At 69.0% G+C, this 20,772-nt stretch carries 17 protein-coding genes and 1 riboswitch; of the genes, 2 read left to right on the top strand and 15 right to left on the bottom strand.

The genetic code is table 11. The annotated features are described in order from the left end of the window. Positions 1 to 13: 13 nt before the first annotated feature. From FND50_RS13665 to FND50_RS13645, 5 genes are all read right to left on the bottom strand, one after another. Positions 14 to 3,268 carry an error-prone DNA polymerase gene (locus FND50_RS13665; protein WP_144289049.1) on the bottom strand — a complete coding sequence of 1,085 codons (3,255 nt, stop codon included), beginning with the start codon at positions 3,266 to 3,268 and terminating at the stop codon, positions 14 to 16. A 155-nt stretch (positions 3,269 to 3,423) separates the two neighbouring features. Beyond that, entirely contained in the window at positions 3,424 to 4,167 is a 744-nt protein-coding gene (locus tag FND50_RS13660; protein WP_144286113.1) for a (2Fe-2S)-binding protein, read from the bottom strand. Then, positions 4,160 to 4,936, bottom strand: a complete 777-nt coding sequence (locus tag FND50_RS13655; RefSeq protein WP_144286112.1) for an ABC transporter ATP-binding protein — start codon at positions 4,934 to 4,936, stop codon at positions 4,160 to 4,162. The genes FND50_RS13660 and FND50_RS13655 overlap by 8 nt, the downstream gene beginning before the upstream one ends. Beyond that, positions 4,933 to 6,021 (bottom strand): iron ABC transporter permease, encoded by a 1,089-nt coding sequence (locus tag FND50_RS13650; protein WP_144286111.1) that lies wholly within the window; start codon positions 6,019 to 6,021, stop codon positions 4,933 to 4,935. The genes FND50_RS13655 and FND50_RS13650 overlap by 4 nt, the downstream gene beginning before the upstream one ends. Beyond that, entirely contained in the window at positions 6,018 to 7,013 is a 996-nt protein-coding gene (locus FND50_RS13645; RefSeq protein WP_144286110.1) for an ABC transporter substrate-binding protein, read from the bottom strand. The genes FND50_RS13650 and FND50_RS13645 overlap by 4 nt, the downstream gene beginning before the upstream one ends. Positions 7,014 to 7,107: 94 nt before the next feature. Further along, positions 7,108 to 7,242, bottom strand: a riboswitch (cobalamin riboswitch). A gap of 100 nt (positions 7,243 to 7,342) precedes the next feature. Between FND50_RS13645 and FND50_RS13640 the strand changes: the two genes are divergently transcribed. Next, the gene (locus tag FND50_RS13640; RefSeq protein WP_005561683.1) at positions 7,343 to 9,463 is read left to right on the top strand and encodes an MMPL family transporter; all 2,121 of its coding nucleotides are present in this window, start codon (positions 7,343 to 7,345) and stop codon (positions 9,461 to 9,463) included. A gap of 32 nt (positions 9,464 to 9,495) precedes the next feature. Next, on the top strand, positions 9,496 to 11,490 hold the full coding sequence (locus tag FND50_RS13635) for an SDR family oxidoreductase (protein ID WP_144286109.1): 1,995 nt from the start codon (positions 9,496 to 9,498) through the stop codon (positions 11,488 to 11,490). Between the two features lie 5 nt (positions 11,491 to 11,495). On the opposite strand, the gene FND50_RS13630 is transcribed toward FND50_RS13635, so the two are convergent. From FND50_RS13630 to FND50_RS13585, 10 genes are all read right to left on the bottom strand, one after another. Continuing rightward, positions 11,496 to 12,374, bottom strand: coding sequence for a sucrase ferredoxin (locus FND50_RS13630; RefSeq protein ID WP_054248810.1), 879 nt, complete (start codon positions 12,372 to 12,374; stop codon positions 11,496 to 11,498). 30 nt (positions 12,375 to 12,404) lie between these two features. Then, the gene (locus FND50_RS13625; protein WP_144286108.1) at positions 12,405 to 12,983 is read right to left on the bottom strand and encodes a YdeI family protein; all 579 of its coding nucleotides are present in this window, start codon (positions 12,981 to 12,983) and stop codon (positions 12,405 to 12,407) included. Positions 12,984 to 12,993: 10 nt separating this feature from the next. After that, on the bottom strand, positions 12,994 to 13,506 hold the full coding sequence (locus FND50_RS13620; protein ID WP_144286107.1) for a hypothetical protein: 513 nt from the start codon (positions 13,504 to 13,506) through the stop codon (positions 12,994 to 12,996). Between the two features lie 60 nt (positions 13,507 to 13,566). After that, positions 13,567 to 14,541, bottom strand: coding sequence for a R2-like ligand-binding oxidase (locus FND50_RS13615; RefSeq protein WP_144286106.1), 975 nt, complete (start codon positions 14,539 to 14,541; stop codon positions 13,567 to 13,569). A gap of 152 nt (positions 14,542 to 14,693) precedes the next feature. Continuing rightward, positions 14,694 to 15,479: an alpha/beta fold hydrolase gene (locus tag FND50_RS13610; RefSeq protein ID WP_144286105.1), complete on the bottom strand. Its 786-nt coding sequence runs from the start codon at positions 15,477 to 15,479 to the stop codon at positions 14,694 to 14,696. 40 nt (positions 15,480 to 15,519) lie between these two features. After that, positions 15,520 to 15,891 (bottom strand): VOC family protein, encoded by a 372-nt coding sequence (locus FND50_RS13605; protein ID WP_043793368.1) that lies wholly within the window; start codon positions 15,889 to 15,891, stop codon positions 15,520 to 15,522. Further along, on the bottom strand, positions 15,888 to 17,114 hold the full coding sequence (locus FND50_RS13600; protein ID WP_260850981.1) for an RNA-guided endonuclease TnpB family protein: 1,227 nt from the start codon (positions 17,112 to 17,114) through the stop codon (positions 15,888 to 15,890). Before FND50_RS13600 ends, FND50_RS13605 begins: the two co-directional genes overlap by 4 nt. A gap of 592 nt (positions 17,115 to 17,706) precedes the next feature. Continuing rightward, positions 17,707 to 18,309 carry a dihydrofolate reductase family protein gene (locus tag FND50_RS13595; protein WP_144286104.1) on the bottom strand — a complete coding sequence of 201 codons (603 nt, stop codon included), beginning with the start codon at positions 18,307 to 18,309 and terminating at the stop codon, positions 17,707 to 17,709. Continuing rightward, the gene (locus tag FND50_RS13590) at positions 18,302 to 19,855 is read right to left on the bottom strand and encodes a DNA polymerase Y family protein (RefSeq protein ID WP_144286103.1); all 1,554 of its coding nucleotides are present in this window, start codon (positions 19,853 to 19,855) and stop codon (positions 18,302 to 18,304) included. Before FND50_RS13590 ends, FND50_RS13595 begins: the two co-directional genes overlap by 8 nt. Further along, positions 19,852 to 20,691 (bottom strand): hypothetical protein, encoded by an 840-nt coding sequence (locus tag FND50_RS13585; protein ID WP_186301328.1) that lies wholly within the window; start codon positions 20,689 to 20,691, stop codon positions 19,852 to 19,854. The genes FND50_RS13590 and FND50_RS13585 overlap by 4 nt, the downstream gene beginning before the upstream one ends. Positions 20,692 to 20,772: the final 81 nt, after the last annotated feature.

The following is a 20,772-nucleotide window of genomic DNA, read 5'->3' as shown; positions in this document are numbered from 1 at the left end:
TAGCGGTGCCGGCTCACCTGAAGTCCCTGGATTTGGCGGACACCCGCAAATCCATCAGCTGCAGCCGATCCGCCACCACCGTCACCGCCCCCTCCGCGTTCTGCACCTTGCCGCGGACCAGCAGTGCGGGCGCCGTGTTGGCGAGCTTGCGGTATTTCGCCCACAACCCCACCGAACACACCACGTTGACCATCCCGGTCTCGTCCTCGAGGTTGATGAACGTGACCCCCGCGGCCGTCGCCGGGCGCTGCCGGTGGGTCACCGCCCCACCCACCAGAACCCGGTCGCCGTCGGGGACATCGAGCAGGTGCGCCGCCGGGATCACCCCGAGCGCGTCGAGTTGCGGGCGCAGGAACTGGGTGGGGTACGTGTCCGGGGACACCCCGGTGGCCCATACGTCCGCCGCGGCCAGTTCGAGATCGCTCATCCCCGGCAGGGTCGGCGCGCGGGTGGACGCCCCGATCCCCGGCAGCCGGTCGCGGCGCTCCCCCGCCGCGGCGCCCGCCGCCCACAACGCCTCCCGGCGGGACAACCCGAAACTGTCGAGAGCACCTGCGGTTGCCAGCGATTCGGCTTGCGCCGTGCTCAGTTCCACCCGGCCGGTGAGGTCGAGGAACGACGTGTACGGCCCTCCGTCGCCGCGGGATTCGACGATCCGCTCGGCCAGCGCGGTCCCGATGTGCCGCACCTCCCCGAGCCCGAGACGCACCTCCGTCCCGCCCGCCTCGACGGTGGCGTGGGCGAGACTCGCATTGATGTCTGCGCCGTGCACCTGCACCCCGTGCCTGCGGGCGTCGGCCACCAGCGACTGCGGCGAGTAGAACCCCATCGGCTGCGCCCGCAGCAGACCGGCGCAGAACGCCGCCGGGTGATGCAACTTGAACCACGACGAATAGAACACCAGGGCGGCGAAACTCTGCGAATGACTTTCGGGGAAACCGAAATTCGCGAAGGCGTACAGCTTCTCGTAGATCCGGTCGGCCACATCGTCGCCGATCCCGTGCATCTCCCGCATGCCCTGGTAGAGCCGCCCCCTCAGCCGTTCCATCTTCTCGGGCGACCGTTTGGAACCCATGGCCCGTCGGAGCTGGTCGGCCTCGGCCGGGCTGAAACCCGCGACGTCGACCGCCATCTGCATCAACTGCTCCTGGAACAGCGGCACACCCAGCGTCCGCTTCAACGCCTTCTCCAGGGACGGGTGGTCGTAGGTCACCGGTTCGAGCTTGTTGCGGCGTCGGATGTACGGGTGCACCGATCCGCCCTGGATCGGACCGGGGCGGATGAGCGCCACCTCCACCACCAGGTCGTAGAAGTTCCGTGGTTTCAGCCTCGGCAGGGTGGCCATCTGGGCCCGTGACTCCACCTGGAACACCCCCACCGAGTCCGCCCGCTGCAGCATCTCGTAGACGGCCTCCTCGGAGAGGTCCAGCTGCGCCAGATCCACCTCGATGCCCTTGTGCTCGGCCACGAGGTCGATCATGTAGTGCAGCGCGGACAGCATGCCGAGGCCCAGCATGTCGAACTTCACCAGACCCACCGCCGCGCAATCGTCCTTGTCCCACTGCAGAACGCTGCGGTTCTCCATGCGCGCCCACTCCACCGGGCACACGTCGGCGATCGGCCGGTCGCAGATCACCATGCCGCCCGAGTGGATGCCGAGGTGCCGCGGAAACCCCTCGATCTGAGCGGCCAGTTCGAGGACGGCGGGCGGAATGTCGGTGCCGACCTCCTTCCCGATGCCGCCCCAGCGGCTGACCTGTTTGCTCCACGCGTCCTGCTGCCCCTGCGAGAAACCCAGTGCCCGGGCCATGTCCCGCACCGAGGACTTTCCGCGGTACGTGATGACGTTCGCCACCTGCGCCGCGTACTGGCGTCCGTACTTGGCGTAGACGTGCTGGATGGCCTCCTCCCGCCGATCGGATTCGATGTCGACGTCGATGTCCGGGGGGCCGTCGCGTTCGGGTGAGAGGAACCGTTCGAACAGCAGTTTGTTGCGGACGGGATCCACGTTGGTGATGCCGATGGCGTAGCAGACGGCGGAGTTGGCCGCCGAACCCCTTCCCTGGCAGAGGATGTCGTTGTTCTTGCAGAACGACACGATGTCGTGGACCACCAGGAAGTAGCCCGGGAAGTTCAGCGCGGTGATGATGTCCAGTTCGTGCTCGATCTGCCGGTAGGCCTCCGGCCGGTCCACCGGCGCACCGTACCGGCGGCGCGCCCCGTCCATCGTGAGCTGCCGCAGCCAGCTCGCCTCGGTGTGCCCGTCGGGCACGTCGAACGGTGGCAGTTGCGGCGCGATGAGCCGCAGGTCGAACGCGCACTCCAGCCCGAGGTCCGCGGCACCGCGCACAGCTTCCGGGTACGCGGCGAAGAGGTGCGCCATCTCCTCACCGGACCGCAGGTGCGCTCCCCCGGCGGGCGCCAGGTGCCCGGCCGCGTCGTCGAGGCTCTGCCGCGCCCGGACGGCGGCCATCGCCATGGCCAGCCTCCGGCGCGGCGGTCCCGCGAAGTGCGCCGCCGTGGACGCGATCACCCGAAGTCCGTGCTGCTGTGCGAGTTCGGCGAGGTCGGCGTTGCGCTCACCATCCTCCGCGATGCCGTGATGGGTGAGTTCCACCGTGACCCGGTCGGCCCCGAACCGGTCGATCAGCTCCCGCAGCCGGGCGGCCGCGGCGTCCGGGCCACCGTCGGCCAGGGCCTGACGCACATGCCCCTTCCGGCACCCGGTCAGGATCTGCCAGTGCCCCCCGGCCGCGTCGGTGAGACGGTCGAGGTCGTAGCGCAGCTTGCCCTTCTCCCCGCCCGCGAGATGCGCCGCCGCGATTTCCCGGGAGAGCCGCCGGTACCCCTCCTGACCTCGCGCCAGTACCAGCAGATGGGCGCCGTCCAATGTCAGTTCTGATCCGAACACGGTGCGCATGTTCAGTTCCTTCGCCGCCTCCGCGAACCGGACCACACCGTAGAACCCGTCGTGGTCGGTGAGTGCGATGGCCTCGAGACCGAGCCGGACGGCCTCCTCCACCAACTCTTCCGGCGGGGAGGCGCCGTCGAGGAAACTGAACGCCGAATGCGCGTGGAGTTCGGCGTACGGAACGGTGGAGCCGGCGCGCTCCTGACGGCCCGCCCGGTACTCCCCCCGCTTGCGGGACCACGCGGGGCTGTCGCCGCCGTCGCCCGGATACAGCGACTCCGGGCTGACCCGCCCCGGCCTGCCCGACAGGACGCGCTCCATCTCGGACCACGTCGGCGGACCGTTTCCCCAAACCATTCCCCAACCCATCGGGCACACCTCTTCATATCGCGCACGTGCCGTGCCGAAACCATGGAAGATGCCGCTGGGGAAGACGCATCATTCGAACGGGAGTTCGAATTCCTTCAGTGTGCCATCACACGCGCGGAGCGGTCAACGCGGGCCACCCGGATTCACGTCACGAGCGCGGTCAGGCCTCTCAGACGGTCCTCGACCGGCCTCCTCGGGCAGCTCACGCACTTGCCCGACCCGGGGGTCTCGTAGATCAGGCAGCACGACGCCCGCTGCGTGAACCGGCGCGACGATGCCCCGGCCCGGACGTCGACGAACCGCGGGGCCGGCATCACCACACCGACGCGGCGGAGTGCGTCCACCAGCCCCCGCGCGAAGATGCTGCCGCGTGCGCGGTCGCCGCACGCCGTTCCCGCGTCGAGTGCCCGGTTGGCGATCGAATCCGTCGTGATCGCCCACATCGCCGCCTGCCGCACCCCGGACGCCGCGGCGAGAGCGTCGATGATCGGCGTCAGCGCGGCGGCCATCTCGGACGCCAGCTCGGACAGTCCCTCGGTGACCGGCAGTGCCGACGACGCGGTCAGGCCGCCGAGGTACCCGTCGTCCCGCAGGAATGCCACGGCGTCGCCTAGCCGCGGCCGCGCGGCGAGACCCGTGACGAGCGCGGTCGCGATCGGAATCCCGGTCAGTGTCGAGCTGGCCGAATACCACCACAGGGTCCCGTTGACCCGGGGGTCGTCGCTGCCCCACCGCCTCGCCGTGTCCGCGACCCGGTCCGCGAGCCAGCCCGGATCGGTCAGGCGCACGGCCGGGAACGAGGAGGCGCCGGAGTACTCGATCTGGTCGGCGATCATCGGGACGCGGCAAGCGGTCAGCTCGTACACACGCCGCAGTTGCTCATCCATCGGCCAACCCCAGGATCTCCATCGACAACCGCGGCGTCGACCGCACGATCGCGCGGATGCCGAACACCCCGCCGAGCACGGCGTCGTCCAGCACGTCGACGGGCGGACCGGTGCTGATCACCCGTCCATCGTGCATCACGGCCAGCGTGTCGCAGTACTCGACCGCCAGCCGGAGGTCGTGCATGGTCACGACGATCGCCAGACCGTCGCACGCGAGGTCACGCAGCAGGTTCATCACCGTCAGCTGATGCCGCAGGTCGAGGTGGTTGGTGGGTTCGTCGAGCAGCAGCACCCTCGGCTGCTGCGCGAGAGCCCGGGCGATCGACACCCGCTGACGCTCCCCACCCGACAGTGCCTGGACGTCGCGACCGGCGAGTTCGGCCAGCCCCACCTGACGGACGCACGTCTCGACGATCTCGCCGTCGGCGCCGTTCGCCCGTTCGAACCAGCCCCGGTGCGGCACGCGTCCGAGCGAAACGGATTCGCGCACAGTCAGTCCCGCGGACACCCGCGGTTCCTGGGTGCTCGCGCCGATGGTGCGGGCCAGTGCCCGCCGGCCCAGATCGGCTGTGTCCGCTCCGTCGACGACGACGGCGCCCCCGGTCGGGGTGAGCGCGCGGTAGCAGCAGCGCAGCGCGGTGGTCTTCCCGGAACCGTTCGGCCCGACCAACGCCAGCACCTCACCGGGACGCACGGAGAAGTCGACGCCGTGCAGCACTTCCCGCGACCCGAGTTCGGCGCGGACCCGTTGCAGACTCAGCGCGGTCACTGTTCGGCCCTCCGGTACTGCCGGTAGAGCATCCAGATGAAGATCGGCGCTCCCACCAACGCGGTGACGACGCCGACCGGGATCTCGATGCTCCGTGCGACAGACCGCGCGGCCGTGTCCGCAGCGACCATCGCGATCGCGCCGAGGAATGCGGCGACAGGCAGCAGCCTCACCGCCCGCGCACCGACGACGTACCCGGCCAGGTGCGGCACCAGCAGACCGATGAAGCCGATGCCGCCCGCGACGGACACGGCGGCCCCGGCCAGCATCGACACACCGAGCAACTGCACCACGCGGAAGCGCCGCACGTTCATGCCGAGGGCGGCGGCGCCGTCGTCTCCCGCCTGCAGCAGGTCGATACGGCTCGCGCTCAGCATCATCGCGGCCCCCACCGTCGCGAGTGCCACGGCCGGGAAGATCGCCGTCGACCAGCGGGAGTCGCCGAACCCGCCAGCCAGCCAGTGCATCACCGAACTCAGTTGATGCTCGTCCGCGACGACCAGGATCGAGAACGTGATGAGCGCCGAGAACACCTGCGCCGACGCGACACCCACGAGGATGACGGCCGTCGGCTGCGGATACCGTCCGCCGATCGCCAGCGACAGGAACAGAGGCACCATCGCGCCCAGGAACGCCGCGACGGGAACGGTGAACGCGCCGAGTGCTCCCACCCCGAGCCCGAGCACCGTCACCACCACCACGCCGAACCCCGCCCCCGAGGACACGCCGAGCAGATAGGGATCGGCCAATGGATTGCGGGTCACCGCCTGCGCCACGGCGCCTGCCAGGGCCAGCGCCGCACCGACTGCCGCCGCGGTCAGCGCCCGCGGCAGCCGGGAGTCGAGGACAATCGACTCCCGCGCCTGCGACCACCAGGACTCGAATGCGCCGGGGGCCACCCGGTGCGCGACGATCGCCCAGACGTCGCCGACCGGGATGCGCACCGAACCGAACGACACCGCGAGGCCGACGACGAACAGGGTTGTCAGTGCGAGCAGCACCATCAGGCCCACGAAGCCGAGGCGTGCGCGGGCCGGGTGCGGCGCCTGCGCCGGTGGTGCCGCACGTTCGACGGTGACGGTCATCGCGCGCCGACGGCGTCCGGATGCAGTGCCCGCGCGATCGTCTCCACCGACCGCACCAGGCGCGGGCTCTCGAAGAAGTCGTCGAGCGGCACCACGACGAACCGGCCGGCCTTCACGGCGGGTGTCGTCGACATGATCGGGTGCGATTTCAGGAAGTCGATCTTCGCCTGCGCACTCGTCGTACCGTAGTCGAGGACGACGATCGCCTCCGGGGCGCGTTCACCGATGATCTCCCAGGTGGACTTCGAATACGGCTTCTCCCCCTCGGCGAAGAGGTTGGCCGCACCCGCGTGGTCCGCGATGAGCTGGCCGACTCCCACACCGCCGATCGTCAGCGGGACGTCCTCGCCGGAATCGTAGAAGAACGTCGGAACCGGTGCGGTGCCTGCGATCTCGTCACGCACTGCCTGCAATCCGGACGTCACCCGGTCGGTGATCGCCCGCGCCTGGTCCGGGACTCCGAGGATCTCGCCGAGCTGCGTGTAGTCGCTGCGCAGCAGACCGATGTCGGGGAAACCCTGCCCGCAGTACTCGGAGAACAGGAAGGTGGGAATGCCCTGGTCGCCGAGGGATTCGCGCGACCGCCCCTCCTTCTCGTCGAACGCGCTCCGCATTCCACCGACCACCAGGTCGGGGTCGAGGTCGAGGATCTGCTCCCGGGCCGGGTATTCCTTCGCGAGTTTCGGGATCGTCGCGAAGGCGTCCGCGAACTCCGGCAACGGGGTCGCGTCGCCGTACCCCGTGCCGACGATGCGGTCGCCGGCCCCCATCTCGATCAGCACCTCGGTGACGTGATCGTTCATGCTGACGATGCGCTGGGGCGGGCCGTCGAACGTCTCCGTTCGATCGCAGTTCGTGACGGACACCGGCTCGGCGAAGGATTCGGCGGAAGCGGTCTGCCCCACGGACTCCCCGCGCGAACACCCGGCGACCACCAGCGCGGTCACAGCGAGCGTGACCAGACCGGTACTTCTGAACAACTGACCGTGCATGTAAACCTCATTGCGGCTCAGAGCCACGAATGAGAAGTCAGCAGACGCCCTGTGCGGCGCCTGCAGGACTCCGCTTCGTAGACCACGACGAAAAGGATGTCGCACACCCCACGCCGGGTAATCGGGCTCGCCACCGAAATAATCTGGTGGCCTACCGTTGCGGGTCAGCGCCGGATTCGGACCGGCTTCCCCCGTGCGTGTGGCTGCAAGTGCGATGCCGAGTATGCACGATTTGCCGGGAGCCGCATCACACCCCCGTCGGTGACACCCCGATCCGCACTACAGTCGGCAGTCGCAGCTGCCCGCCCCAGACAAGCCGGAGATAACGCATGACACGTTGGGCCTCGACCGTTGTTTCACGCAAATGGTGGGTCCTGAGCCTCGCCGTCGTCGCCGTTCTGGTGAGCGGCGCGTGGGGCACCGGTGTCTTCGCGAAACTCAGCTCGGGCGGCTTCACCGATCCCGGTAGCGAATCCGCCGAAGTGGCCCGGATCGTCCAGGACAACCTGGGTCCACAGACGCCGGACATCATCGCCATCTACACGGCACCCGACGGGAAGACCCTGGACGACATCGGCCCCGAGGTCACCGCGAGTCTCGACCGGTTCGCCGCCGAGGTGCCCACGTACTCGGTGACGTCGTACTGGACCGCGGACGCGGCGAGGAAGCAGCTGATGGTGTCGGAGGACGGCACCAAAGCGTCGGCCGCGATCACCGTCGACCCCGACGCCGGGATCACCGCCGCCACGTTCGACGACCTGCTGCCGAAGCTCGAGGTGGAGGGCATCGACACCGAGTTCGCGGGAAATTCGGTGGTGGGTGTGGCGTTCAACAACCGGCTGCAACAGGACCTGGTGCTGGCCGAGGCGATCGCGCTCCCGATCACTCTCGTGTTGCTGGTCTTCATCTTCGGCGGACTGGTGGCCGCGGCCGTTCCGGTGTTCGTCGGGTTGCTCTCGATCTTCAGCGCCCTGGCCACCCTGCGCCTGCTGACCCTGTTCACCGACGTCAGTTCGTTCGCGATCAACGTGGCGTCCCTGCTCGGACTGGGGCTCGCGATCGACTACGGCCTGTTCATCGTCGGACGTTTCCGCGAGGAACTGGAGTCCGGCGCCGACGTCGCGGAGGCGACCCGGCGCACCGTCCTGACCGCGGGCCGCACCGTGCTGTTCTCCGGTCTGCTTCTCGTGTGCGCGTTCTCGGGCATGCTCGTGTTTCCGCAGGACGTGATCAAGTCGCTCGGGTTCGGTGCGATGGCCGCGGTCGCGAGCGCGGCGCTGCTGTCACTCACCGCGGTCCCGGCGCTGCTCGCGATCCTGGGTCATCGCATCAACGCACTGACCTGGCGCAAGGATGCGGCGCAGCGTGGGGAGGTTCGCGCCCGCACGTTCTGGGGCTCCGTCGTCACGTGGGTGATGCGGCGGCCGGTCGCCATCGCGGTCGGCATCGTCGCGGGCTTGATGGTCCTCGCCTCGCCCCTGCTCAGCGCGTCACTCGGCGAGGTCACGTACACGGCGCTGCCGGAGAACGACCCCGCCCGCATCGCCACCGACACTCTCACCACCGAGTTTCCCACCACCGGAAACGGCGCCACCCTCATCCTCCGGGGCACCGACGGCACGGCCCCGACCGCCGCCGACGGCGCCGCGGTCGCCCAGGCCGCCGGCCGGGTGGAGGGCATCGGGGCGGCCACCGTCGTCGCGTCCGGCAACGAGCTGGTCGCGGTCCAGGCCGTCTACTCCGAAGGCGTCACCACCGACGACCAGAGCGCCGCAGTGGACGGACTCCGTGCCATCACGCCGCCGGAGGGAACCGAACTCCTCGTCGGCGGCGGTCAGGCGACCGTCGACGACGGGAACGCGGCGATCGTGCACTGGATGCCGGTGATGATCGCGATCATGGTGGGTTCGACGCTCGTGCTGTTGTTCCTGGCGTTCGGCTCGGTGGTGCTGCCGATCAAGGCGGTCGCGATGGCGGGGCTGAGCCTCGCCGCCACGTTCGGTGTACTCACCTGGATCTTCGAGCTGGGCCACGGCGCGAGTCTGCTCGGGGTCAGTCCGGCACCGCTCGAGGCGACGTTCGTGGTCCTCATCCTCGCCGTGGTCTTCGGCCTGTCGACCGACTACGAGGTGTTCCTGATGTCACGCATGGTCGAGGCGCACGAGGCCGGCGCGACCACGGAGGAGGCGGTGCGCTTCGGCACCGAGCGCACGGGCCGCATCGTGACGGCCGCGGCGCTGCTGCTCGTGGTGGTGACCGGAGCGTTCACCATCTCCGGTCTGTCGATCATGCGGTTCCTCGGTGTGGGCATGATCGTCGCACTCGTCGTCGACGCGACGGTGGTCCGCATGCTCCTCGTTCCGTCCCTCGTGAAGCTGATGGGCGAGGCCAACTGGTGGGCCCCGGCCTGGATGAAGAAGGTGCACGCCAAGGTGGGTCTGGGCCACTAGTGCATTATCTTACTTTGGAGTAAGTTCGGGTCATGGCCACCTACCTCGTCACCGGCGGAACCGGATTTTTGGGTCGGCACGTGCTGCCACTCATCCTCGACCGCGATGCATCAGCCGAGATCCACGTCCTCGTCCGGCGCGCGTCCGTCGCGCGCTGGAAGGCGCTCGTCGACGGCATGCCGGGCGGCGAACGGGTGCATCCGCTGATCGGCGACCTGACCGAGCCCGGCCTCGGACTCACCGCGGCGCCGGCAGCCGATCACGTCCTGCACCTCGGCGCGATCTACGACCTCACGGCGGGCGACGAACAGGCAACCACGAACGTCGACGGCACCCGCTCGGTGATCGCGCTGGCCCGGGAACTGGATGCGACTCTGCATCACGTCTCGTCCATCGCCGTCGCGGGGGATCACGAAGGTCCGTTCAGGGAAACGGATTTCGATCTCGGGCAGGGATTCCCCACCCCGTATCACCGCACCAAGTTCGAGGCGGAGAAGCTGGTGCGGGAAGCCGAGGGCCTGCGATGGCGCATCTACCGGCCCTCCGCGGTGGTCGGCAGTTCGGTCACCGGCGAGATGGACAAGATCGACGGCCCGTACTATCTCTTCCCCGCCATCGCGGCGCTCGCAAAACTCCCCGCGGCCATCCCCGTGGCCGTCCCCCGGATCGGATCGACCAACGTCGTACCCGTCGACTACGTGGCCACGGCCATCGTGGAGTTGATGTCCGCACCCGGAAGGGACGGCCAGACGTTCCATCTCGTCAATCCACGTCCGCAGCCGGTCCGCGAGATCTACGCAGCGCTCGCCAAGGCTGCCGGGGCGCCGCATCCCGCAACCGGACTGCCCGGCGGACTCGTCCGCCCCTTCCTCAATCCCACCCCCGACTCGGCCCTCGACACGGGCCGCAAGGCGGTGCTCGGCGCGCTCGGCATCCCTCCGGTACTCGTCGAGAACATGACGCTGCCCACAGTGTTCGTGAACGACGACACCCGGGAGGCGCTGCGCGGCACAGGCATCGACGTCCCGCGGTTCGCGTCGTACGCCGACCGGCTGTGGTCGTACTGGCGCGAGAACCTCGATCCCGATCGGGCGCGCCGGCCCCATCCGGCCGGACCGCTCGTGGGCAGACACGTGGTGATCACCGGGGCGTCGTCCGGGATCGGCCGGAGTTCCGCGATCGCGACGGCCCGCAAGGGCGCGAAGGTCATTCTCCTCGCCCGGCGCACCGAGGAACTCGACGCCGTGGTGGCCGAGATCCGCGCGACGGGCGGCGACGCCTACGGCTACCCCTGCGACATCACCGACGACGAGTCGGTCGAGCACACCGTCAAAGCCGTTCTCGCCGAGCACGATCACGTCGACATGCTCGTCAACAACGCCGGCCGGTCGATCCGTCGGGGCCTCTACCACTCCACGGACCGGCTCCACGATTTCGAGCGGACCATGGCCGTCAACTACTTCGGCGCGGTCCGGCTCGTCCTCGCCTTCCTCCCGCAGATGCGCGAGCGGCGGTTCGGGCACATCGTCAACATCAGCAGCGCCGGGGTCCAGGGCGCGACGCCTCGGTTCGCCGCCTATGTCGCCAGCAAATCGGCCCTCGACGGGTTCACCGACGTCGCGGCGTCCGAAACCCTTTCGGACGGAATCACGTTCACCACCATCCACATGCCACTGGTCGAGACGCCGATGATCGCGCCCACCGGCCGGTACAACGTCGGACCGATCACCTCGCCGGAGAAGGCGGCCGCGATGGTCGTCCGGGCGCTGATCGAACGCCCCAAGCGCATCGACGTCCCGACCGGCACGCTCGGGGAACTCGGCCACGTCTTCGCACCCGCCGTCAAGGATCGCGTGATGCACCAGATGTATCGCATGCTCCCCGATTCCCCGGCGGCGAAGGGACAGAGCACGGACGACGCGGCGCCGGCCCCCCAGCACCCGCCGGAACCCCGGCACCACACGTCGTCGGTGCTCGGCCGCGCCGCCCGGAAGGTCGGAAGGCTGGTGCCCGGCACCCACTGGTGACCGCCTCAGGGGGCGAAAGGGCGGACTCCGGTGGCGACGACGGGTCGCACCGGCTTCGGCGCCGCCCCGCAACTCGCCGGCCGGGGCGGCAGTTCCCGCTCCTCCAGGTCGACGACCCAGCAGCGCCCGTCACGATGCGCGACAACCGAATTCGCGTCCACCGTGAGCTCGTCCGCGGCCGCGTCCACGAGATCGCGGACGGCGAGTTCCGCCACCTGCCCCGGCGCGTCCCAGCAACTGCGGCCGCGCAGCCCGGTCGGGTACACCTCGCCCCGAGCGGCGGCGCGGACCGCGTCGACACTCCCCTGCGTCGACAGCCGGCCGTACGTGTAACCCGTCGGCAGCAGGATCAGCGAGGGCGCGAACCGATGCCCACCCGTGTGCGAGCACTCCCACACCGCGTCGCCGAACTCCGCGGCCAGACCCGCCGCGACCGGCCGTCCGAGGACGGCGCAGCACTGGTCCCTCTTCCCGTGCGCGCACACCAGCACGACCGGGTCCGTCACCGGCGTGCCCAGCCCGGGTGCGTTTCCCGCGATCAGCCCGAGGTCCAGGTCGAGCAGGTCTTCCGGAAAGGCGATCTCGAGCCGCTCGCACCACGACCGCGCGGGATGCGACTGCGCCAGCAGCACCGTCCGCCGATCCGGGGCCGCGGTGCTGCGGCCCGGCCGGCGGATGAACATGACCCGCACCCCGGCGGCGTCGGCGCGGGCGTCCAGCTCACGGGCCAGGTCCGGTCCGAGCGCGGTGCCGTCGAGCACGTCCCGCCCCCACGCGCCGGGGAACTCGAGGCACACCCAGCCCGTGACGTGCGCAGCGGTGCCTGCGAGGGGTTCGTCGGTCGCGGACAGGGCGGAGCAGGTGGCGGTGATCGTGTCAGGCACGGTGCCATTGTGTCAGTCGCGACAAATCCGTCAGTCATGGAACTTCCGGCGCTCCGACAACTGCTGGACGAACTTCTCGATACGGCGGGCACGCGTCTCCGGGCGGGTGGCGTCCTGCAAGCGGTAGTAGACGGCGTACCGGTTGCGGCTGTCGAGCGTCGCGTAGAAGGCCTCGGCCTCGGGGTTCTGCGCGAGGGCGTCCAGGAAGTCCCGCGGTATCTCCGCCGCCTTCTGCCCCGCGTACGCGCGGTCCCAGCGGCCGTCGGCCCTGGCCCGCTCCACCTCCGCCACGCCCGCAGGCTCGAGGAGACCGGCCTCGGCGAGTTTCTCCGCGAACTCCCGGTTCCGCTTCGACCACGGACTTCGTGACGAGCGCGGGGTGAACCGCTGCACGAAGAAGTCGTCGTCGACGCGGCGGACCTGGCTGTCGATCCAGCCGTAGCACAGCGCGACCTCGAGAGCCTGGTCGTAGTTGATCGACGTATACGCCGACCCGTTCTTGGCCATCTTCAGCCAGATGCCGGGTGAGGAGTCGTGATGAGCGCCGAGCCATTCCCGGAACTCGGCCTGTCCGGAGAAGTACTCGACACTGAGCTCGGCGGCACACATGTGCCCGAATCTAGCGGGAGAACAGCTGTCCCGCCCAGACCCGGACGAATCCCTGGGAGAGATATCCGAGCGTCCCGAGCGCCAGCACCCATTTGGTGACGCTGACCGCACTGGTGGTGCACACAGTCGCATCGGTGATGTGCTCGCGATGAGACAGCAGGTACAGCCCGACGACGTTCTCGGCGTAGTCGCCCACCGCGGAGATCACCGGGGCCGCCGCCAGCACCCTCTGCGTTCTCGCCGAGAGTGATGTCAGCTCCGCCAGACGTCGTGCGCCCGTGCGCAACGCGACCGCGTAGATCACGGGATGGACGAAGTCCGGGTAGTAGTGGCTGCGGTAGCGTGCCGTGTCGGTGGCGGTCATTCCGTCGAGGATCGCCGTGTAGGACCGGGCGGACCGGGCCGTCTGGATGTCGGCGAGCCGGGGTGCCACCGGACCGAGAAGCCGGACGATGTTTGCCTGCGAGATCACGAATGCTGCAGACCAGCCGATGAGTCTGCGGTCGAGTGCGGAGAGCGCCATGAGCCGATCCTGCCATCTGCCACCGCGCTGTGCCTCAGCCCGCGCACCGCGACGCGTGCCTCAGCCTGCGGCCTCGGACATCGCCTTGGCATCCTCCTCGCCGAACTTCTCCTCGAGGGCCTCGGGTGAGTAATCCAGATCGATCTCCTCGACCGGGCGTCCGCGCGCAGACTCGATCGCCCCCAGCCGGCGCTGCGCCCGGTCTGCGGCGTACGCGATGAACTCCTGGTCGTCGAGCCCGTACGGCTGGACCTCGAATTGCTTGTTGACCCAGTCGATCATGCCCAGGGCCAACGGCATCAGCTCCGCCATCCGCTCCTGGACGACGTCCCAGTTGCTGTCGTCGGCGGCGACGTGCCGGCGACAGGTGAACGTCCCCCACGCCATGTGGCGTCGTTCGTCGTCGCCGATCCTGCGGACGAGTTCCTGCATCCCCGGCAGGATCCCGCGCGTCGTGCACACCTTCTGCCAGGCGTAGTACCCGGTGAGTGCGAGACTGCCCTCGATGACGTGGTTGTAGGTGACGCTGGCCCGCACCTGATTGGCCGGGCTGGGATCGCTCTCGAGCACTTTCAGTGATCCCGGCAGCTCCTCGTAGAACAACTGCCGGTAGTACGGATTCTCGGCGACGAAGGGATGCAGGTCGCGTGTCAGGCCCACCGCGTCCATCCACAACCGGAACACCTGGGTGTGCTTGGCCTCCTCGAAACAGAACTGCGTCAGGTACATCTCGTCCCCGAAGCGCCCCTCGGCGGCCATCGCCTTCATGAACGGCTGGATGTCCTCGGTGACCGCTTCCTCACCGGCGATGAACTGTGCGACCAGATACGTGGAGTTGCGCTGCTGCTCCGAGTTCAGCCCCTCCCAGTCCTCCGCATCCCCGCCGAAGTCGAGGTCCGTGGGGTTCCAGAACTTGGCGTTGCCCTTCGTGAACAGCCGCAGCGGGAACGCGTCCCAGTTGAGGCCCCCCGCGCGGAGCGAGCTGAACCCTTGCCTGCCGGGCGCGTAGGGGCGCCCGGGCGTGAGTGTCGACATCGTTGGCCTTCTTCCGGACGTGCGGAAGACGTCGTCGGACGCCCCGCAGCTTCGGGTCGCTCGTCGTGACTACCGTCTCGTTCCGAGCCCCCGCTTCGGTTCCCACGCTAGTCCTGCCGAAGCCGTCACGGTTTACATTTTCGGACTTTTTGTCAGCTCTTCTCGGGCTTCATCAGGAACGGCAGGACCGCCGCCGCGAAGTCGTCGTAGCGGTCGCGATGAATGCTGTGCCCGCTGCGGAACACCACCACCCGGCAATTCGGTATCGCCGCCACCGCGGACTCGAGTCTGCGCGGATCCACCATTCCGCCCGTACCGCCCCGCAGAATCAGCGTGTCGGCCTCGATGTCCGGCAATCTGTCCCACCACAACGGATCCGGGCGGCGGAACTGCTCGAGCGCCGAACCCGTCATCGACCGATCGAAGGCGAACACCGCCCGCGGATGCCGGATCAGGCTCGTCGTTGCGTGCCACAGTTCCGACAGCGACGGCAGCCGATTCGCGAAGACCTGTTCCGGGTCACCGGGACGCAACGGGAGCGGCGCCTCCTCGATCACCAGCCGGCGAACCAGCCCGGGAGAGGCCTGAGCCGCGAGCGACGCCGCATGACCACCGAGCGAATGCCCGATGAGATCCACCCTCGTCAGCCCGAGGTTGTCGCACACCTCCACCACGTCGGCACCGAACTCCTCGAACAGATACGACCCGGCGCGGGCACTGCGACCGTGCCCCCGCAGATCCAGGACGAGGACGCGTCGCCCGCGGGCGACGAGTGCGCGGGCGAATCGGTCCCAGGTACCGCCGTCACCGCCCATCCCGTGCACCAGAACCACCGGCACGGGATGGACGTCCGACGACCCCGGCACCGAGGACTCGCCACTGTCTCGGTAGGCGATCTCGATACCGGCGCGCGTCGGGGTAGTCCTGCTCGTCTCCACGAGAATCCAGACTAGCGAGTACGGACACCCCGGCCGCGAACTACCGACCCGACCCGTACGGGCGGGTGATGATCTCCAGATAATGACCGGACGGGTCGAGGAAGTAGACGCCTCGCCCGCCGTCGTTGGTGTTGATGGTGCCCGGCAGCGTCTGCCGCGGATCCGCCCAGTGATCGAGACCCCACTCGACGATCAGACCGTAGATCCGGTCGAAGTCGTCCTCGCCCACGAGGAACGCATAGTGCTGCGGCTGGAATTCGATCGGCGGTTCCGCGAAGTCGAGAGACACCCCGTTGTCGAGGGCGACCGCCAGGAAATGGCCGGCAGGCACGGCGTCCGGCAGTCCGAACAACGTGGTGAAGAATGTCGCCGACTCCTGCTTGTTCTTGGCGGCGACGATCGTGTGGATCAACTACTCGGCCCCGAAGGGCCGGGTTTGCTGCTCACGTTCCCACTGGCTGCGGGAGGGGTGGCTGCTATGGGCGCGGTTGATTGGGCGGCCCTGTACGTGCGATGTCCGAGTGCAGCGATGTTGCGGGCCGCGTTGTGGTCGGCATGACCGGTCCACTGGCAGTGTCGGCATCGGAACGTTGCTTGCGAGACCCGGTTCGCTTTGTCGCAGTACCCGCATTGCGAGCAGGTCCGCGAGGTGTTCCGGGGGTCGACGACAGCGACGGGCACCCCAGCCATCTCGGCCTTGTAGGTGATCTGCGCTCGTAGCTGAGCGTATCCCCAGGAGTGCAATTGGGTCCGCTGCCGTCGGGCTAGCCGTACCCGGTCGCGGATACCCGACAGGTCTTCCATCGCGATCCCACGACCGGTGCGTTGTGCCTTGGCAACAATAATCTTCGACAGTTGATGGTTGACGTCGGTGGCGAACCGCTGTTCCTTTCGTCGCCGTGCCTTCAATTTCCGTTTCGCTGATTTCGTGCCGACTCGCTGCACACTCGCGCGCAGGGCGGCGTTCTTCTTCCGGCGCGCCGTCACCGCCCCGGCGGACCACCGCACGTCGAGGGCTGCGGGATCGTCGTCGGTGGTGACGGCGAGGTTCACGATCCCCAGATCCACACCCAACCAGCCTTCGGCGGAATCCGGCGGCGGGGCCGGTTCCGGTGCGGGTGCGTCGACGGTGGCATGCAGGTAGAAAAGCCCGTCGCGGTACACGAGGTCGGTTTCGCCCTTCCGGTCCGCGAGGAGTGTGTGTTGCCACGGCGCGCACACGAACCGCACACCCCGCATCCGGCCCGCCGTGGTCCAGATCGACACGGTCGAGGAATCCATTTGCCACGACAGGCATCTGTCGTCGAACGGTTGGGCGGCGTGCGGCCGGAATGCGACCGCGGTCTCCGCCACCGCCGTATACCGTGTCGACCCCGGCCGACCGTAGTTTCCGTTGGCCAGGTTCGCTTGCCGGGTGGTGTACGCGTCGGCCACTTTCCGCAGAACATGCAAGGTCGGCTGTGCGGAGAGCCCCCGTGCCTTCACCATCGGATACAGCGCGACTTGCAACGCCCGCCGCGACCGCAGTTCCCTCGACTGCGCCAACCCGGCCACCTCGTTGGCAACCTCGTTGCACAACACCAACGTCGATTCCAGCGCCGCGAACTGATCCGCAGTGGGTACGAGCTTGACCACGACAACCCTTCTCACCACGCACCCACCGCCTCCCCTAGTCGACTAGCCTTCACCGACCCGATGTGTGAACAGATCATGACAGAGGGGTACGACAAGTTCGGGGCAACACTCACCTCACCGAATTCGACGGCGACACCGAGCGCACCTACTGATCCACCCAGGTCAACAGCCTCAAAGGCGTCTTCGCCCGCCGCCTGCGGCAGGAATTCCCCGAACACATACGCAAATACTTGCAGGGCAACCACTTCTAGTCGCTCCTACTTCGCCTGCGTCCGCAGGCGAAGCGTCGCTGTCGCTCATCGCCGAATACATCACCAACCAGAAACGACCCGACCCGCCAACCACACCTACATCCACCCGAAACACCCCCGCACCACAGATCAGCTTCCTCCCGTGCCCTGAACGGCCAGGATCCCGCTGATAGCTCAGTTGAAAGAAATGGGCACAGTCGACCCTTTCGAGGTATGCCACGAGCCCGACGATGCAGCCGTGGCCGGCCTCCATGCCTGACGCTGTCCGCCACCGGCACGCGACCCTCTGCACAGCAAAGCATTTCGAACGGTCGGTTCGCAAGGGAGATCGGCTGGGCGGGTTACGCCGCCCGCCCCACCCGATAGCGCAACGTGACGATCCCGGAGTCGTAACCCTTCGACTCCAGCAACGTCAGCGCATGCATCCCGGTGTCCTCGTCGAGGAGCCTGCGTCCCTGTCCCAGCAGGATCGGCACCACGTGCAACTGGATTTCGTCGACCAGCTCGGCGGCGAGCAGCGATCTTGCGAGGGTGATGCTTCCCCACAAGATCAGGTCGCCCCCCGGCTCCTGCCGGAGTTGCTGCACCCTCTCGACGGCGTCGCCCGACCACAGCTGCGCCGGCTCCCGATCCCCCCACGGGGCACTGTCCAGCGTCGAGGAGAACACGAGTTTCGGGATCGCGTTGACGGTCTCGGCCACGACCTCGCCCTGAGCCTGTTCGGTGGGCCAGTAGTCCGAGAACATCTGATACGTCTTGCGCCCCAGCAGGGCGAGGTCCGTGTCGGCGAGCAGACGGAGGTTGTACCGGTCCACCTCACCGTAATCCGGCACCGCATCGAAGAAGTCCAGCTCGCCGGACCGCCCGGCGACGAACCCGTCGAGGCTCGTCAATTCCTGGACGACGACCCTGCGGTGCAGCGTGTCCCGCTCCGTGTCACTCATAGATTCCCTCCACCGACCAACGGCCTGCCGTGCAGATCACCAGCAGCGCCCGCGACTCTTCCAGCAGTACCTGGGCCCGGGCCGCCGTCCGGGCGGCCGGAGGGTCCCACCACCGCTCGTCCACCGGCCACGGTCCGGCCCATCCGCACACCGCCCACTCTCGGCTCCCCCACCGCAACCGCGCGGGAGGCGCGCTGAACACACCCCGTTCCGTGACCGTCACAGCCATACCCCGCTCGTCCGACATCCACACCTCCGGATACGCGGTCAGCACTGCGGCAGGCGCCGGTTCCGGCAACGTGCCCGGCCACGGCTCCGACGGATCGTTGCGAGGAATCAACTCGTCGCCCAACGGCAGCAACGTGATGCGCTCCGCCGGGCCCCGCCCACCGCTGAGGACACCCACCTGCACGGCTTCCCCACCGAGCAGGCCCTGCACCCGCACCAGAGCCCGCCGGGCCCGCTCGTCCTGGTCGCCGACCCCACCCCACAGACCCAGCTGCAAGGCTCCGGCCGCCACCACTTCCACCGGTTCGAGTCGCAGGACGGCGATACCGGCGGTGGGCCGCTTCTCGCTGCGCCCGGTCAGCCACCCGTCCAGCTGCCACCGCACCCGGTCCGCCGTCGCCTCCGGCGTCAACGGTTCCGCACATCTCCAGATCCGGGACAGTTGCTCACCGTTGCCGGTGCTCGCCGAGATCGCCAGCCGGGTGCAGGCCACCGCGGCGTCCGACAGTGTGCGATGAAGCTTCTCCGCCAGCGCACGCCCCGCGAAGGCGGCGGCGTCGACCCGTTCGATGACGGGATCGCACCGTTCCTCGACCTCCAGGTCGGGAGGCAGCGACCGCCCCGACGGGGGACGCTCCGGCTCACCCCGCGCGGCCCGATGCGCCAGCACCGCATCGGTTCCGAACCGCGAAGCCACATCGCCCGCCGACAGCGCGGCGAAACTACCGATCGTGCGCAACCCGAGCCGGTGCAGCAGATCGACCAGCTCACCGCGGTGGGGTGCCGCGAGGCTCGGCTCGGCGGCCAGTTCCCGCATCGGGAGCGGCGCCAGGAAGGCGGCCCCCTCACCCGCTGGCACGAGAGTTGCTCTGCGCGCGGCGATCACGGCCGTGGACAGCTGATCGGCGATACCGACCTGGCACTCCACCCCCACCGCCGACACCTGGTCCACCAACCGTTCCGCGGCGGCTTCCTCCGAACCGAAATACCGGGCGACGCCCCGAGCGGACAGCACCACGAGCCCGGGTCGCAGCACCTCGACACCGGGCGCCACCGCGTCGACGGCCGAGGCGACCGGCTCGAACAGCCGCGCGTCGCGGTCGGGATCGGCTGCCACCACGTGCAACCGGGGGCACCGGGCCTGGGACTCGCGGCGGCGCAGCCCTCTGCGCACCCCGTCCGCGCGGGCCGGCGCCGAGCAGGCGATCACCCGATTGCCCGACGTCACCGCTACCGGATGCGTCGGCGGGAGGTCCGCGGAGGCGGCCGCCGCGACCGCGGGCCAGTCGGGGCACCACAACGCCAGCACCCGGCTCACAGACCCACCACCTCCACCGGCTCCGGGAAGGGGGCGGCCTCGAGGGATGCCACCGGTTCCGGAGTGCTCACCCATTCCACCCGGCCCTGCGCCGACCGCACGTCCAGCCGGGTGGTGCGCGGCTGGAACGACCGCCCCCGGGCGCACACCGCCAGGCTGAGAGAACGCAACCGCCCGCATCCCCGGTCCTGAGATCCGTTGCCCAGTCCGGCGTAACCGTGCACCCGGGCTTCCAGCCGCATCTCCGCGCCGTCCCAGTGCCCGTCCGTGACGACCAGGGTCGACCCCTTGCTCCGGGCCCGGGCCACCACCGCACGCGCCCGGGACGGCGCCACCGACGCCCCTCCCAGTCCGAGCACCACCAGATCCATTCCGTCCAGCAGCACCGCGGCGATCTCCACCGGATCAGCGCCCGGGTCGGGGATCAGGGCCAGCCGTTCCAGCTGCGCCCCCATCTCGACCGCTGCCAGCACCCCGAGCCGGGGATGCCCGATCACCGCGACGTGTCCGCCGCCCGCGGTCACGGACGCGACCAACCCCAGCAGCAGCGACGTGGCACCCGATACCGACACCACCGAACCGCGCACCAGCCCGCCTCGGGGAAGGAGTTCCGCCAGCGCAGCCGGAACCGGGAGTACCCCGGCAGCATGGGAATCGGGTGCTGCGGAAGTACCCGTCGTGGGGAACGTACTCTCCACCGGGGCGCGGCTCGCCACCGATTCACCGCGCGCGGGAACAGCGGCCATCCGTCGTCGGAGGTAGTCCAGACGCTCCTGCCGGGACAGCCCGGACAACTCGGGAGACCCCGGCACCGGAAACCCCGGCTCGCCGGCCACTTCAGCCAACTCGACACCCCTGACACTCGGCACCAACAGCGGTCGGCAACCACGGGGAAGACGCGGCTCGAACAGACGCTT

The sequence above is a fragment of the Rhodococcus sp. WB9 genome, from assembly GCF_007558985.1.
Taxonomy (GTDB): Bacteria; Actinomycetota; Actinomycetes; order Mycobacteriales; family Mycobacteriaceae; genus Rhodococcus_F; species Rhodococcus_F opacus.
Note: the sequence above shows the minus strand (reverse complement) of the source record. Positions and strands in the feature narration are given on the sequence as shown.